This is a genomic window from Pseudomonas sp. Soil_N_39, from assembly GCF_057655955.1.
In genome coordinates this window covers 15,440-28,251 of sequence record NZ_JBDGLI010000008.1, presented here as the reverse complement: position 1 = coordinate 28,251, position 12,812 = coordinate 15,440, and the positions used below count along the sequence as shown (strand labels likewise).

General features: G+C 60.7%; 14 protein-coding genes. 5 read left to right on the top strand and 9 right to left on the bottom strand.

All coding sequences use genetic code 11. From position 1 onward, the window contains the following. Positions 1-161: 161 nt before the first annotated feature. The 4 genes from AC3A5O_RS13595 to AC3A5O_RS13580 all read right to left on the bottom strand — a co-directional run bounded on the left by AC3A5O_RS13595 (position 162) and on the right by AC3A5O_RS13580 (position 3,831). Complete coding sequence (locus AC3A5O_RS13595; protein WP_305470677.1) at positions 162-857, bottom strand: tRNA (adenine(22)-N(1))-methyltransferase; 696 nt, start codon at positions 855-857, stop codon at positions 162-164. Between the two features lie 15 nt (positions 858-872). Then, a complete protein-coding gene (locus AC3A5O_RS13590; RefSeq protein WP_487753285.1) occupies positions 873-1,799 on the bottom strand; it encodes a Gfo/Idh/MocA family protein in 927 nt (308 codons plus the stop codon). Between the two features lie 118 nt (positions 1,800-1,917). Next, positions 1,918-2,712, bottom strand: a complete 795-nt coding sequence (locus AC3A5O_RS13585) for a DeoR/GlpR family DNA-binding transcription regulator (RefSeq protein WP_122566386.1) — start codon at positions 2,710-2,712, stop codon at positions 1,918-1,920. A 105-nt stretch (positions 2,713-2,817) separates the two neighbouring features. After that, positions 2,818-3,831, bottom strand: a complete 1,014-nt coding sequence (locus AC3A5O_RS13580; protein ID WP_122566385.1) for an aldo/keto reductase — start codon at positions 3,829-3,831, stop codon at positions 2,818-2,820. A 92-nt stretch (positions 3,832-3,923) separates the two neighbouring features. Between AC3A5O_RS13580 and AC3A5O_RS13575 the strand changes: the two genes are divergently transcribed. Then, on the top strand, positions 3,924-4,826 hold the full coding sequence (locus AC3A5O_RS13575; protein ID WP_305470674.1) for a LysR family transcriptional regulator: 903 nt from the start codon (positions 3,924-3,926) through the stop codon (positions 4,824-4,826). 104 nt (positions 4,827-4,930) lie between these two features. Here the strand turns inward: AC3A5O_RS13575 and AC3A5O_RS13570 are convergent, their stop codons facing one another. Beyond that, the gene (locus AC3A5O_RS13570) at positions 4,931-5,272 is read right to left on the bottom strand and encodes a hypothetical protein (protein WP_122566518.1); all 342 of its coding nucleotides are present in this window, start codon (positions 5,270-5,272) and stop codon (positions 4,931-4,933) included. Between the two features lie 153 nt (positions 5,273-5,425). On the opposite strand from AC3A5O_RS13570, the gene AC3A5O_RS13565 reads away from it, so the two are divergent. Beyond that, positions 5,426-5,662 carry a hypothetical protein gene (locus AC3A5O_RS13565; RefSeq protein ID WP_122566383.1) on the top strand — a complete coding sequence of 79 codons (237 nt, stop codon included), beginning with the start codon at positions 5,426-5,428 and terminating at the stop codon, positions 5,660-5,662. Here the strand turns inward: AC3A5O_RS13565 and AC3A5O_RS13560 are convergent. Further along, positions 5,659-6,537, bottom strand: coding sequence for a hypothetical protein (locus AC3A5O_RS13560; protein ID WP_487753284.1), 879 nt, complete (start codon positions 6,535-6,537; stop codon positions 5,659-5,661). The two genes, AC3A5O_RS13565 and AC3A5O_RS13560, sit on opposite strands and share 4 nt — an antisense overlap. Before the next feature lie 112 nt (positions 6,538-6,649). Here AC3A5O_RS13560 and AC3A5O_RS13555 point away from each other — a divergent pair, with 112 nt between their 5' ends. Continuing rightward, positions 6,650-7,135: a thiol-disulfide oxidoreductase DCC family protein gene (locus AC3A5O_RS13555; RefSeq protein WP_487753283.1), complete on the top strand. Its 486-nt coding sequence runs from the start codon at positions 6,650-6,652 to the stop codon at positions 7,133-7,135. On the opposite strand, the gene AC3A5O_RS13550 is transcribed toward AC3A5O_RS13555, so the two are convergent. The 3 genes from AC3A5O_RS13550 to AC3A5O_RS13540 form a co-directional block, all read right to left on the bottom strand. Continuing rightward, positions 7,132-7,626 carry a DUF2269 family protein gene (locus tag AC3A5O_RS13550; protein WP_122566380.1) on the bottom strand — a complete coding sequence of 165 codons (495 nt, stop codon included), beginning with the start codon at positions 7,624-7,626 and terminating at the stop codon, positions 7,132-7,134. The genes AC3A5O_RS13555 and AC3A5O_RS13550 overlap by 4 nt on opposite strands. 2 nt (positions 7,627-7,628) lie before the next feature. Then, positions 7,629-8,756 carry a saccharopine dehydrogenase NADP-binding domain-containing protein gene (locus tag AC3A5O_RS13545; protein WP_487753282.1) on the bottom strand — a complete coding sequence of 376 codons (1,128 nt, stop codon included), beginning with the start codon at positions 8,754-8,756 and terminating at the stop codon, positions 7,629-7,631. 118 nt (positions 8,757-8,874) lie between these two features. Continuing rightward, the gene (locus AC3A5O_RS13540) at positions 8,875-10,062 is read right to left on the bottom strand and encodes a XylR family transcriptional regulator (protein ID WP_122566378.1); all 1,188 of its coding nucleotides are present in this window, start codon (positions 10,060-10,062) and stop codon (positions 8,875-8,877) included. Between the two features lie 155 nt (positions 10,063-10,217). Between AC3A5O_RS13540 and xylA the strand changes: the two genes are divergently transcribed. Then, complete coding sequence (gene xylA / locus AC3A5O_RS13535) at positions 10,218-11,534, top strand: xylose isomerase (protein WP_122566377.1); 1,317 nt, start codon at positions 10,218-10,220, stop codon at positions 11,532-11,534. A gap of 147 nt (positions 11,535-11,681) precedes the next feature. Then, complete coding sequence (gene xylF / locus AC3A5O_RS13530) at positions 11,682-12,683, top strand: D-xylose ABC transporter substrate-binding protein (RefSeq protein ID WP_122566376.1); 1,002 nt, start codon at positions 11,682-11,684, stop codon at positions 12,681-12,683. The last annotated feature ends 129 nt before the right edge of the window (positions 12,684-12,812 follow it).

Here is a 12,812-nt window from a genome sequence, read left to right as displayed (position 1 = left end):
GGCTGAAGACCGTGGAATTTTTCAAGTCAGTGATGGCCTCATCGCGAGCAAGCTCGCTCCCACAGGGGATTGCGGGTGTTCACAGCATTCCGACCTATCACACCCCCTTGTGGGAGCGAGCTTGCTCGCGATGACGTCGGCACATCCAACCTCAATGCAACTCAAGCCAACAGCTCAGTGATCCAACGGACCTGCCGTGTGATGTCGTGCAGTTTCTCTTCGGGCACAGCCTGCCGCGCCTTGGCAAAGCTGGTGAGGGTCTTTTGCTTCTGGCGCAACAGGCGTTGCCACTTGGCCAGGAAAATCGGGGTTCGGGCTTGCATCTGCAGTGGGCCGAAGTACAGCTGCTCGGCGGTGTACGTCACCGGCCCGGCGCGCTCGGCGACGATGATCTCGTAGTAGAAACGGTTTTCCCGCAGCACTTCCTCGCAAAGGATGCGGTAGTCGTTCTCCATCAGCCATTGGCGCAGCGGTTGTTCGCCGCCGTTGGGTTGCAGGATCAGCCGCTCCCGCCCGCTCAGCCGTGCTTTGCCACTGTCCAGGATGTCGCGGATCGTTTCGCCGCCCATGCCACAGAGACTGATCGCCGTGATCTCGTCTTCCGGCTCGATTGCCGCCAGGCCGTCGGCCAGGCGCACGCTGATCCATTGCTCCAGGCCATTCTCGCCCACGGTGCGCTCGGCGGCGCGCAACGGCGTCAACGCCACCTCGCCGGCCACCGCCGTCTCAATAGCGCCACGGCGCAGCAAGGCCACCGGCAGGTAAGCGTGATCCGAGCCGATATCGGCCAGGCGCGCACCCGCCGGCATATGCGCCGCCACGCGCTCCAGGCGCATGGACAAGGTCTGTTCGTTCAACTGCAGTTCCCTGGGTTAATCGTAGAACGGCTCGACCGCCGTCCGACTGCCGACAAAAAAGCTGTCCGCGACCAACCGCAGTGGCTGCAGGTCCATGTCACTGGCTTTGTCGTTGATCAGTTGCTGGAAATGCCGATATACCGCGGCGTACTCACCTTCCTCGGAGACGGCCTGGCGCATGCCATCGATGCTCAACAGCGCACCGCCGTTGTCCAGGCGCAGGACGCCTTCGGCGCAGCGAATCTCGATGCTCCAGAGTTCGTCATGACCATGGTCGAAATCGAACTCCGCACGAATATCGAGGTGACGCGCGTCGGCCATCTTGATGCTGGCGGCAATCGGCGACTGGCAGTTGTCCGGCACGCGCAACTCGGCGGACTCCACGAACAACGGCAACGCCAACAAATGGGTCGCAATCGACAAGGCATTGATGCCCGGATCGAAGACACCCAGGCCACCGGGCTGCCAGATCCACGCCTGGCCGGGGTGCCACTTGCGCACGTCTTCCTTCCAATCGATCTGGACGCTGTGCACGGTGCGACTGGCCAGCCAGTCACGGGCGGCTTCGATGCCCGGGGCGTAACGGGAATGCCAGGCGAACAGGCCGCTGACGTCTTGCTCGCGAACTTGCTCCACCAAGGCCATGGCCTCGCCCAGGGTGGCGCACGGCGGTTTTTCCACCAGGACGTGTTTACCGGCCGCCAGCGCTTGTTGCACCAGGGCGAATCGACCTTGTGGCGGTGTGCAAAACGCAATCGCATCGACGTGCGGGCCGTTTTCGAGCAGCTCGCCCAGGGACCGGAAGTTCTCCACCCCGGCGCAGGGTTGCCCTTGCGTGGCGACCGCCACCAGTTGGAATGCGGGGTTGGCGTGGATGGCTGGAACGTGTTGATCCTGGGCAATCTTGCCGTAGCCCACCAGGCCGAGACGAATCGGTTGCATCGATGACTCCTGATTTTTTGTACTTGTGATCGGGCAGCAAACTAGACGCAAATCGCCTGGCGGACAATGGGGGCCGTGCAGTATCTATCCAATTGTCGAGTTCACGGCGGCAAAGGCATCAGGTACGGCGCTGTTCACGGGCAGCCGTCACGACGTTGGTCACCCGGCCGAAGAAGGGTTCGAGTCGCTCACGGGGCGCATCGTGCTCCACCACCAGGGCGGCGACTTCTTCGCAGGAGGCCACCTGGTAGTGGGCAACGCTGGACAGCTTTTCATTGGTCACCGCCGCGATCACCTGTCCACTTGCCGCGACCACCGCGCGCTTGAACTCCGCGTCGTCCAGGCCGAACGCCGTGACGCCATTGTCGGGATCGATGGCGCAGGCGCCGAGGACACACACGTCGAAACTGAATTGGCGCAATTGCTGGACAGCGGTCAGCCCGATCACACCTCCCGCGTTTGGACTCAAGCGGCCACCCAGCAGGATGACCTCGGCGCGGGGCAGTTTCATCAACTGAACCGCAATCAACGGCGAATTGGTGGTGAGGGTCAATTGCAGGTGCGGATCGATAGCGCAGGCGACGGCCAGGTTGGTCGACCCGGCGTCGATAAACACGTGTTGGCCCGCGCGCAACAATGCAGCGGCCGCTTGGCCGAGACTGCCCTTGCGCGCCGGGTCTTTACGCACGCGCGCCTCCATCGACCCTTCGGCAGCGGGCAAGAGTATCGCGCCGCCATAAACGCGCTTGCACACCCCCGCCGCTGCCAATGCGCCCAGATCACGCCGGATCGAGTGTTCGGAGACATTGAATTCGCTGGCCAGGTCAGCCGCGATCACCCGGCCATACCGAGCGAGACGCTGGCTGATCAATTGCTGGCGTTCGCCGGGGAACGTTTCGTGAGGAGAAGTCATGATGCTACAACCTGCATAAACGAGCACTAATGATCACAAACGAGCAAATAGTGCCGATTATGCAGCGAGGCGTCAAACCCGCTCGTTCAAGCGGGCTGCCAAACGTTAAAGCTCAAGCGCCCCAGGGACATTCGTGCCCATACCCAAGGGCAGGAAAGGTTGAATCTCGTCGATCTCCTCGGCACTGAGGCGCAGCTGCGAGCCGGCAATCAGCCCATCGACCTGTCCGGGACGGCGAGCACCGACGATGGCGCCGGCCACCACCGGTTTGCGCAGCGCCCAGGCGATGGCGACTGCCGCCGCGCTCACCCCGTGCCGTTCACCAATACCGGCCAAAACCTCGACCAACGCCAGGTTCGCGCTCAAGCGAGGCTCCTGGAAATCCGCGCTTCGGGCCTTTCGCCAATCGTCGTCGGGCAATTGGGCGATGCGCTCACGCGTCATGCTACCGGACAGCAGTCCCGATTGAAGGGTGGAATAGGCCAGGACACCCATTCCGGCCTGCTCGCAAAATGGCAGGACGTCCTCCTCGATGTCCCGCATCAAGGCGGAATAAGGCGGCTGGAGTGAGATGATCTCGGTCACCGCCTGAGCCCGCTTGAGTTGCGCGACATCAAAATTGGAGACGCCGATAGCGCGGATTTTCCCCTGTTCGCGGGCGGTGACCAACGCCGAAAGTGCCTCCTCGATCCCTTCACTGCTACCGTCGGCAGGAAAGGCCGGCCAGTGGATCTGATAAAGGTCGATGGTTTCGACTTGCAGTCGGCGCAAACTTGCCTCGACCTCGGCGAGCAATGACCCAGGCGCCAGCGAGTGTGAAATTGCCTTGGTGACCGGGTCCCAGACCAGACTGCCCTTGGTGAACACCAACGGACGCCGCGAAGCCGGCACCCGGCGCAACAGCTGCCCGACCAGTCGCTCGGCATGGCCCAGCCCATAAACCGCCGCCGTATCGATCCAGTTCACCCCGCGCTCGACAGCGTATTCAAGGGCGCCCAGGCTGTCCTCGTCGTCCTGCGCGCCCCAACTGTATTCCCAGCCGGTGCCAGCAATGGCCCAGGTTCCCAGGCCAATGGGCGAAATCAGGAAGTCCGATGATCCAAGACGATTGGTTTGCATAGCCAGTTCTCCACAGATGAGGCAGGCAGTATCCGTGAGCGATCTCATGACGATAAGATGGGTAATCTTATTTGAACTACTGAGCAATATTCATGAGTCAGCACCCCGATCTGTCCGAGCTGGATGCCTTTGCCGCCGTCGCTCGCCATCGCAGCTTTCGCAAGGCCGCCGACGAGCGGGGTGTTTCGGCCTCGGCATTGAGCCACGCAATGCGGGCCCTGGAAGCACGCCTGGGTGTCAGGCTGCTCAACCGCACCACGCGCAGCGTGACCCCGACCGAGGCCGGCCACCAGCTATTGGCAACGCTGGCCCCTACCCTGCAGCAGGTTGCCGATGCCTTGACGCAGTTGACCTCGCTGCAGGACGTGCCCGCCGGCAAGCTTCGCCTCAACGTGGCGCGTCCGGCGGCGCGTGCAGTATTTGCGAAAGTACTTGGGCCATTCGTGGCCAGGTATCCGCGCATTCAATTGGACCTGGTCACCGATGATGGCTTGACCGATATCGTGAGCGGCGGTTTTGACGCCGGCGTGCGCTTTGGCGAAAGCCTGGCCGGCGACATGATCGCCGTCCCTGTCGGCCCCCCTCAATCGTTCGTGACCGTGGCCGCGCCAACCTACCTGGCCGCGAAGGGGATTGCCCAGGTTCCACGGGATTTGCTCGACCATGCCTGCATCGCCCGGCGTTTTCCCAGCGGCAAACTCTACGCTTGGGAGTATCAGGCAGAGGGGCAACCGATCCGTTTGTCCGTCACCGGCCCGCTCATGCTTGAAGACGATGCTTTGATGATCCAGGCGGCGAAAGATGGCGCCGGGATTGCCTACGTCTACGAGGAATTGGCGCGCGATGACCTGCGCAGTGGGTATCTCACGGAACTGCTTGCGCAATGGAAAGCGCCGCCGAGCCGGTTTTTTCTCTATTACCCCAGCCGACGCCATGTGCCACCGGCCCTGAAAGCGCTCATCGAGTTCATCCGAGCGGATGATTGGCTAACCTGAAACCGGCAGGCAAAAAAAGCCCCGCGACCGAAGACGGTGCGGGGCAAGGGAATTGGTTGGTTGCGGCCAACCAAAGGAGCACGGTGAAAACGTTTACGGGCCGGTCAGATGCATTCCTGTGCGGCGCGTTCAAAACTCGAAGGCAGGAGGTTGGAGGCCAGCAAGTGCCGCTCGTAGATGAATACCTTGCCGCCGTTGCCGGCCTTGTAGGCTTCCAGCACGTTGTCCGCCGACACCTTGCTCGGCACCACGATGCGGTAGCTGCGCTGGGTCTGCGAGACCATCGGGTTCAAGGCATTGCCCTGCAACTTCGGTACGACGCATTCGGCGTATTGGGCCGGTGTCTTGCTGGTCTGCAAGGTCAGGGTCGGGTCGTTCGGTGCAGAGGCACAACCGGCCAGCAATAACGGGGAAAACGCCAGGGCAAGCAAAAATAAAGGGCGCATGGGTTGGGGGTCCTGAAAATAAAAATACTGGGCTGCGTGTTCGATGGCGCTGATTTTCCAATGATTGCCGGCAAAGCAGAACTTGCATTTGGTAATGGTCACTATTACTCCTAGCAATAGTTGCCAGCCGAGAAAGATTGATGAGGTATAGCCATGAGAACGTTTGATCTGATTCGCGACGCGGTATTGCCCGACTTCCGTGAGCGGGTGGCGGACTACCTGATCCAGTACGAAAGCGTGCTGTTGAGCAGCACCGAACCTGAGCCGGAGCTCAAGCGGGCCACGGCCAATCAATTGCGCGGTTATTTGCGCGGGCTGAACACGATGCGGGTATTGGGCATGGCGGATTGGGAAGAGTTGGATCGGCGGGTGGTGGATACGTGGCTTTAGCGCCCGGCTGGATGCGCCCTGTTCACCAACCGTTGCACCCACGCGGCATCCTCGTCATTGACCACCCCATAGCGGTTCGGCGGTAGAAAATTCCAGTGATGGGCGGCCTCGTCCAGGCGCTTGAGCTCATCGGCAGACATCCAGTACGGCGTCTCCACCAATGGCATCGGCGCACCGTCGAAACGCCGACCCAGTTGCAGGTTCGTGCCCGGGGCGAAAGCAATCGTCAGTTGCTGACGGGGTCGCAGCAGCTTGTCCGGCGCCGGCATTTGCCCTACCCGGCCGTAGCTGAAGTTGCCCGGATATTGCTCCTTGAGCACCAGCCAATGCCCCGCTGCGGTCTTGGCCAGGATCCATTGCGACACACCGCTGTCTTGCACGCATTTCAGTTTGCCGTCGCTCCATTGCATGAGGGTGTTGCAGTCCGGGTCATAGTTGTTGGACCACAGGCTGATGCCGGAGACCAGGGTATGGTGTTCGAGCTCGACCAGCCCTTGGTCGAGCATCGACTGCCAATAGCGCTTGGTCGGGTCGCGTGTATCGCGCAAGAAGTTGTGCAGGATCCACGCAGCCATGAACAGCAATGTGGCGAACACCAGCCAGCCAAAGGAGGCCCCGACGATCCGGTCAAGGTCAACGCCTGGGGCGGATAACCCCTGATAGACCAGCAACCCCAGCAGAAACGCAATGCCCGGCAGCACCGGGCCCAGGCACAACGGTGGCACCAGCACCACGATCCAGCTGAAGCGATGCATGGCCGCGCGCTCACGCGCCCAGGCCTGCTCCTGGGCAAGCATGGGCGCCTGCTCCCGGGGACCGATGTCAGGATCGGGGGTCTGGAAGCGTGTGAACAGGTTGTAGATGTCATCGCTCATGGATCGGATCATGCCCTTGAAATCATCATGGTCGGGCTCCCCTTCGGGACGCCCTTTGACGCTGAAACAGGCGTATTATCCGGGTAACCCAGCGTCCTGTAGACACACATTCATGCCCATCTCCCAAACTCGCCCTTCACCCGCGCCCTTGCTCAAACCAGGCGAGACAGTGGTCCTGTTCGATGGTGTTTGTAAACTGTGCAATGGCTGGGCGAGGTTCCTGATCCGCCACGACCGCGACCGACGCGTGCGGTTAGCCTCCGTCCAGTCGCCCGAAGGACAAGCCTTGCTTGCCTGGGCAGGCTTACCCTTGCAGCAGTTCGACACCATGGCAGTGGTTCGTGATCGGCATTACTGGGTGCGTTCGGATGCGATTTTTGAAGTCGTAGCCCTGCTGCCTTGGGCCTGGCCCCCGGTGAAACTGCTGCGCTACGTCCCCCGCATGCTTCGGGACTGGGCCTATGATCGCATTGCCCTGAATCGTTATCGGCTGTTTGGCAAACACGACATATGCCTGTTGCCGAACGCGGATCATGAACGGCGTTTCTTGAAAATGTCCACGCCTGGGACCAACCCGCTGGAACGGGTCGATACTTAACCCAGCAATAGCTCGATCCACTGACGTGGCGTCATCTTCGTCACCATGATCAGCACGATGACAAACATCCCCAAAAAGCCCAGAACCCCCATCCAGAACCACTTCTGATACACGGATGAGTATCGATCATCGAGCGTCCGCCCATCCCCCACCGCGCTCGACGCCATTACGTATAAGCGCTTCTGGAGCACCAGCACCGGAAGCCAGAGCGCGCCCACGCAAAAGAAGATGATCAGCGACGTCATGATCCATTCAGTGATCAGGGGGAGTCCGGCCAGCCTCATTAGCAGATAACCCGTTACTATCTGAATAAAACCCGCCGGCGTGGTAATCCAGGTGTCGAATCGGACGACCGTCCTGGCCACATGGGCAATGACTTGCGGGTTGGCGGTGCGGCTGGCGGCGATCAGGTAGAGGTATGACCCCATGCCGAAGCCGAACAGGAAAATGGCCGCGATCACATGGATGTACTTCACGCACAGATAGAGCATGGTCAACCCTGCCCGTCAGAGAAATGCACGGACAGGCTGAGGTTTTGTGGATCGTTGATGGCGGCCATGTATTCGTCGACGGTGATTTCACCCACACAGGCCCGAGCACCGGGCTCGGGCAGATACCCTTGGGCAACTTTTGCCGCCAAAGCAACGGCTGCACAGCTGGGAATTTCCGGCCCTTTGTCGTTCATGGCGCAGAGCTGGACGTTCAACGACAGCGGCTCGTCATCGGCACCGATGCCATGGACGTCGATGTACATTGCGCTTTTGCCATCGCCAAATCGTTCGAACCAGAGCCCCCATCGATGAAGCCTGGCCGCCCAAGGGACATGGTCACGCACCATCCCCATCCTCATTGCCCAGGCCAGCAGGTAGTTGGCAATGCCGCCGAGCTTCAGACCAGCGCCGGCCTTGAAGCTCAGGGTCTGGGCACCATAGCGGCCGGCGAAGATATCCATGTCCGGCACGTCGACATTGGCCAATACCCGGGTGCCCATAGAGTGCATTCTGCGAAGCGTCAGATCCTGCCATCCCAGGACCTCATGCACTCGGCCATTCCTGAGTTGCTTGATCGGCTTACCCGCATAAGCGAGAACGCCTTCGACGGTGGATAACCCCGGCATCTTGGCCGAAGAGGAAATCCCATGCTCGATCGTGTCAATGCGTTTAAAACGATGCCGCTGCTGATCGATGAGGGCGGCCGAGAGCGTCGGCACTGAGCTGCAACCACTGAGGATCGCCACGCCTGCCTGTTTTGCCCGGGCGTCGAGTGCGCCAATGCCGGTGACAAAGGCCCTGGAATCGGACAGGTCACAGTAGTTCACGCCCGCGTCGATGCAGCTCTCGGCGACTGCATAGGATTGCCCTTGAAAGGGGCCGCCGGTATGAATGACCCATTGGATGTTCATCAAGCCAAGGACGGATTTGAAGCCTGGCCCCATGGCATCGCCGCACCAACTTTCACACACAGTGCCCGATTGAACGTTCAACTCATCGACTTTGCGCTGCAGTTTTCGAGCGTCACGCCCCGAAATCACCAGTTCTACACCTGGCATCACCACCAGATGCCTGGAAACGATACTGCCGAAATTTCCATACCCACCGACCACCATGACCCTGAGCGTCATTCCATCCGTCCCTAAATATTCGATGAACCCCGCAACCTTGCCACAAGGAAGACGCGGTGGTGTACCCCTTGTGGAGGCGGGTCACTGTCCCTCGCCACAGGAGCGGTTCGATGGTGGGTCAGTGAGTGGCCGTATTTGTCCCCTGCTGGTACTCCCGGGGCGTGCAGCCGAATTCGCGGCGGAACACGGTGTGCAGGTATTGCGCCGATTTAAAGCCGCAATTCTGGGCGATGTCGGCAATCGGCGCGTTGGTGTTTTCCAGTCCGTTGGCGGCGGCGGCCAGTTTGAAGCGCAGGATTTCGTCGTGGACGCTACAACCCCGCTCCTTGCGAAAATGCGCCTCCAGCGATGAACGCGATACCCCTACATAAGCCGCCACTTGGGCCGTCTTGATGCCCTGGCAGGCGTATTGGCGGATGAAGAGCAGTGCCTGCATGACATAAGGGTTGCCCAACGGTTGATGCAGGCTCGATACCTGCACATTGATCGCATCCGGCGGGACCAGAATCTGCGTGCCCGTGGACGGCATGCCGTGCAGCATCTGATGGAGCAGGCGTGCGGCGGTGCGGCCCATGGTCTCGGTGCCTTGGATCACCGAGCTCAATGGCACCCGCGTCAGGCTGCGGGTCAGGGGATCGTTGTCGATGCCGATCAACGCCACTTGCTCCGGCACGGCGATCCCGGCTGTCAGGCAAGCTTGCAGCAGTTGCCGGGCGCGGGCGTCGCTGACGGCGATGATGCCGATAGGTTTGGGCAGGCTTTGCAGCCAGGCGATCTGCTGTTCGACGGCGCTGTCCCAGAGCGGTGCGCTGGTGCCCATGCCACGATAGACCTCGGCGTGCAGGCCATCGCGCTGCACCAGCCGGCGAAAGGCTTTCTCCCGTTCCTGGGCCCAGCGATTGGCTTGTGCTTCAGGCAGGCTGAAACAGGCGAAACGGGTCAGCCCGGCCTCGATCAGGTGCTCATAGGCCAATTTCATCAATGCATCATTGTCGGTGGCGACGTAGGGAATGCCCTTCGGGTAGGCGCGTTCATCCTGATAGGAACCGCCCACCGCCACCACCGGCAGCTTGATCCCGGCCAGCGCCTCGCCGATCAGCGGGTCGTCGAAATCGGCAATGATCCCGTCGCCCTGCCAGCGCTCGATGCCTTTCAAACGGCAGAGAAAATCTTCCTCGAGAAACAAGTCCCAGGACGCACGCGTGCTGCTCAGGTAGTTGCCGATACCACTGATGATGCCGCGGTCGTAGATCTTGCTGCCATTGAACAGCAACGCAATGCGGTGAACGGGCGGGACGGTTTTCATTGGTTTAACCCTGTGCCGGTCGACACAGACTAGGCGCGCGGACAGCGAATCTCAATACTCAAAATCGAACTGCCCGTTGGTGATTTTCATAATCAGCAGCCACGGGGCCGGCGTTAGTATCGGGACACCGCCAAGAATAAAAAGGAAACCCGCTCATGCCGTACTTCCCCGGTGTCGACAAGATTCGCTATGAAGGCCCCACCAGCGATTCGTCGCTTGCCTTCCGTCACTACGACGCCAACAAGTTGGTGCTCGGTAAACCCATGCGCGAGCACCTGCGCATGGCGGTCTGCTACTGGCACACCTTCGTCTGGCCGGGGTCGGATGTGTTCGGTGCCGGTACCTTCAAGCGCCCATGGCAGCACGCCGGGGATCCGATGGAAGTGGCCATCGGCAAGGCCGAAGCGGCCTTTGAGTTCTTCTCCAAACTGGGCATCGACTACTACTGCTTCCACGACACCGACGTCGCCCCGGAAGGCAATTCGCTGAAGGAGTACCGCAACCACTTCGCCCAGATGGTCGACCACCTGGAGCGCCATCAGGAACAGACCGGGATCAAGCTGCTGTGGGGCACCGCCAACTGCTTCAGCAACCCGCGCTTTGCCGCAGGCGCCGCCAGTAACCCCGATCCGGAAGTGTTCGCCTGCGCCGCCGCGCAAGTGTTCAGCGCCATGAACGCCACCCAACGCCTCAAGGGCGCCAACTACGTGTTGTGGGGCGGTCGTGAAGGCTACGAAACCCTGCTCAATACCGACTTGAAACAAGAGCGCGAACAGTTGGGCCGCTTCATGCGCATGGTGGTCGAGCACAAGCACAAGATCGGCTTCAAGGGCGACCTGCTGATCGAACCCAAGCCCCAGGAGCCGACCAAGCACCAATACGATTACGACAGCGCCACGGTGTTCGGCTTCCTGCAGCAGTTCGGCCTGGAGAACGAGATCAAGGTCAACATCGAAGCCAACCACGCCACCCTGGCCGGCCACAGCTTCCATCACGAGATCGCCACGGCTGTCTCCCTGGGCATTTTCGGCAGCATCGACGCCAACCGCGGCGATCCGCAGAACGGCTGGGACACCGACCAGTTCCCCAACAGCGTCGAGGAAATGACCCTGGCCACCTATGAAATCCTCAAGGCCGGGGGCTTCGGCAATGGCGGGTTCAACTTCGACTCCAAGGTTCGGCGCCAGAGCGTGGACGATATCGATCTGTTCCACGGCCATGTCGCCGCCATGGACGTCCTCGCCCTCGCCCTGGAGCGCGCGGCAGCCATGGTGCAGAACGATCAGTTGCAACAATTCAAGGACCAGCGCTACGCCGGCTGGCAGAAGCCGTTTGGCAAGGCAGTGATAGCTGGCGACTTCAGCCTTGAATCGCTGGCCGAGCACGCCTTTACCAACGAGCTCAATCCCCAGGCCGTCAGCGGTCGCCAGGAAATGCTCGAAAACGTGGTCAATCGGTTTATCTACCCCTGACAACGGGGCGCCGTTCGGGGCACAGGGGCTGTTACATTCTCGCGACAAATCTGTGCCCACGGCGCCCTACAACGCTCTACAGTTCTACCCGGTATCACGCTCATCGTCAGGCAGTGTCTTTCAAACAACAATAAAAGGACGCACTACATGAAAACATTCAAACGTACCCTGCTCGCCGGCGCCCTCGCCCTGCTCTCGCTTCCGGTCATGGCCGATGCGGCCCATCCGAAAATCGGTTTTTCCATCGATGACCTGCGCCTGGAACGCTGGTCGCGGGACCGTGACTACTTCGTCGCGGCGGCGGAAAAACTCGATGCCAAGGTCTTCGTCCAATCCGCCGATGCCAACGAGCAGAAGCAGATCTCGCAGATCGAAAACCTGATCTCCCGTGGTGTCGATGTGATCGTCATCGTGCCGTTCAACGCCACCGTGCTGACCAACGCCGTCGCCGAAGCCAAGAAGGCCGGGATCAAGGTGGTGTCCTACGACCGACTGATCCTCAACGCCGACATCGACGCCTACATTTCCTTCGATAACGAAAAGGTCGGCGAGATGCAGGCCAGCGGCGTGCTGAAAGCCGCGCCCAAGGGCAACTACTTCCTGCTCGGTGGCGCGCCCACGGACAACAACGCCAAGGTCCTGCGCGAAGGCCAGATGAAAGTGCTGCAACCAGCCATCGACAAGGGTGACATCAAGATTGTCGGCCAGCAGTGGGTGAAGGAATGGAACCCCACCGAAGCGTTGAGCATCGTGGAAAACGCCCTGACCCGGAACAACAACAAAATCGATGGCATCGTCGCCTCCAACGACGCCACCGCCGGCGGCGCCATCCAGGCCCTGGCAGCACAGAAGATGGCCGGCAAGGTGCCGATCTCGGGCCAGGACGCCGACCTCGCGGCGGTCAAGCGCGTGATCGATGGCACCCAGACCATGACCGTCTACAAGCCGCTGAAACTGATTGCCACCGAAGCCGCCAAGCTCTCGGTGCAACTGGCGCGTAACGAGAAACCGACCTTCAGCTCGCAATACGACAATGGCAGCAAGAAAGTCGACACCATCCTGCTCACCCCTACTCCGTTGACCAAGGACAACATCGACCTGCTGGAAAAGGACGGGTTCTATACCAAGGCGCAGATCGCCGGGCAGTGACTTGACCAGGCAATCAAGCAAAAACCTGTGGGAGCGAGCTTGCTCGCGATGACGGCAGCCCATCCGATATTGATGCAAGCTGAGCCACCGCTATCGCGAGCAAGCTCGCTCCCACAGACTGCCTGCCCC

Coding starts and splice junctions, on each gene's coding strand:
- AC3A5O_RS13550 (WP_122566380.1), bottom strand. CDS start 7,626: ATGCTCTATCTGTGCGTGAAGTACATCCATGTGATCGCGGCCATTTTC.
- AC3A5O_RS13555 (WP_487753283.1), top strand. CDS start 6,650: ATGCCCATCTCCCAAACTCGCCCTTCACCCGCGCCCTTGCTCAAACCA.
- AC3A5O_RS13570 (WP_122566518.1), bottom strand. CDS start 5,272: ATGCGCCCTTTATTTTTGCTTGCCCTGGCGTTTTCCCCGTTATTGCTG.
- AC3A5O_RS13575 (WP_305470674.1), top strand. CDS start 3,924: ATGAGTCAGCACCCCGATCTGTCCGAGCTGGATGCCTTTGCCGCCGTC.
- xylF (WP_122566376.1), top strand. CDS start 11,682: ATGAAAACATTCAAACGTACCCTGCTCGCCGGCGCCCTCGCCCTGCTC.
- xylA (WP_122566377.1), top strand. CDS start 10,218: ATGCCGTACTTCCCCGGTGTCGACAAGATTCGCTATGAAGGCCCCACC.
- AC3A5O_RS13565 (WP_122566383.1), top strand. CDS start 5,426: ATGAGAACGTTTGATCTGATTCGCGACGCGGTATTGCCCGACTTCCGT.
- AC3A5O_RS13585 (WP_122566386.1), bottom strand. CDS start 2,712: ATGACTTCTCCTCACGAAACGTTCCCCGGCGAACGCCAGCAATTGATC.
- AC3A5O_RS13540 (WP_122566378.1), bottom strand. CDS start 10,062: ATGAAAACCGTCCCGCCCGTTCACCGCATTGCGTTGCTGTTCAATGGC.
- AC3A5O_RS13580 (WP_122566385.1), bottom strand. CDS start 3,831: ATGCAAACCAATCGTCTTGGATCATCGGACTTCCTGATTTCGCCCATT.
- AC3A5O_RS13560 (WP_487753284.1), bottom strand. CDS start 6,537: ATGAGCGATGACATCTACAACCTGTTCACACGCTTCCAGACCCCCGAT.
- AC3A5O_RS13545 (WP_487753282.1), bottom strand. CDS start 8,756: ATGACGCTCAGGGTCATGGTGGTCGGTGGGTATGGAAATTTCGGCAGT.
- AC3A5O_RS13590 (WP_487753285.1), bottom strand. CDS start 1,799: ATGCAACCGATTCGTCTCGGCCTGGTGGGCTACGGCAAGATTGCCCAG.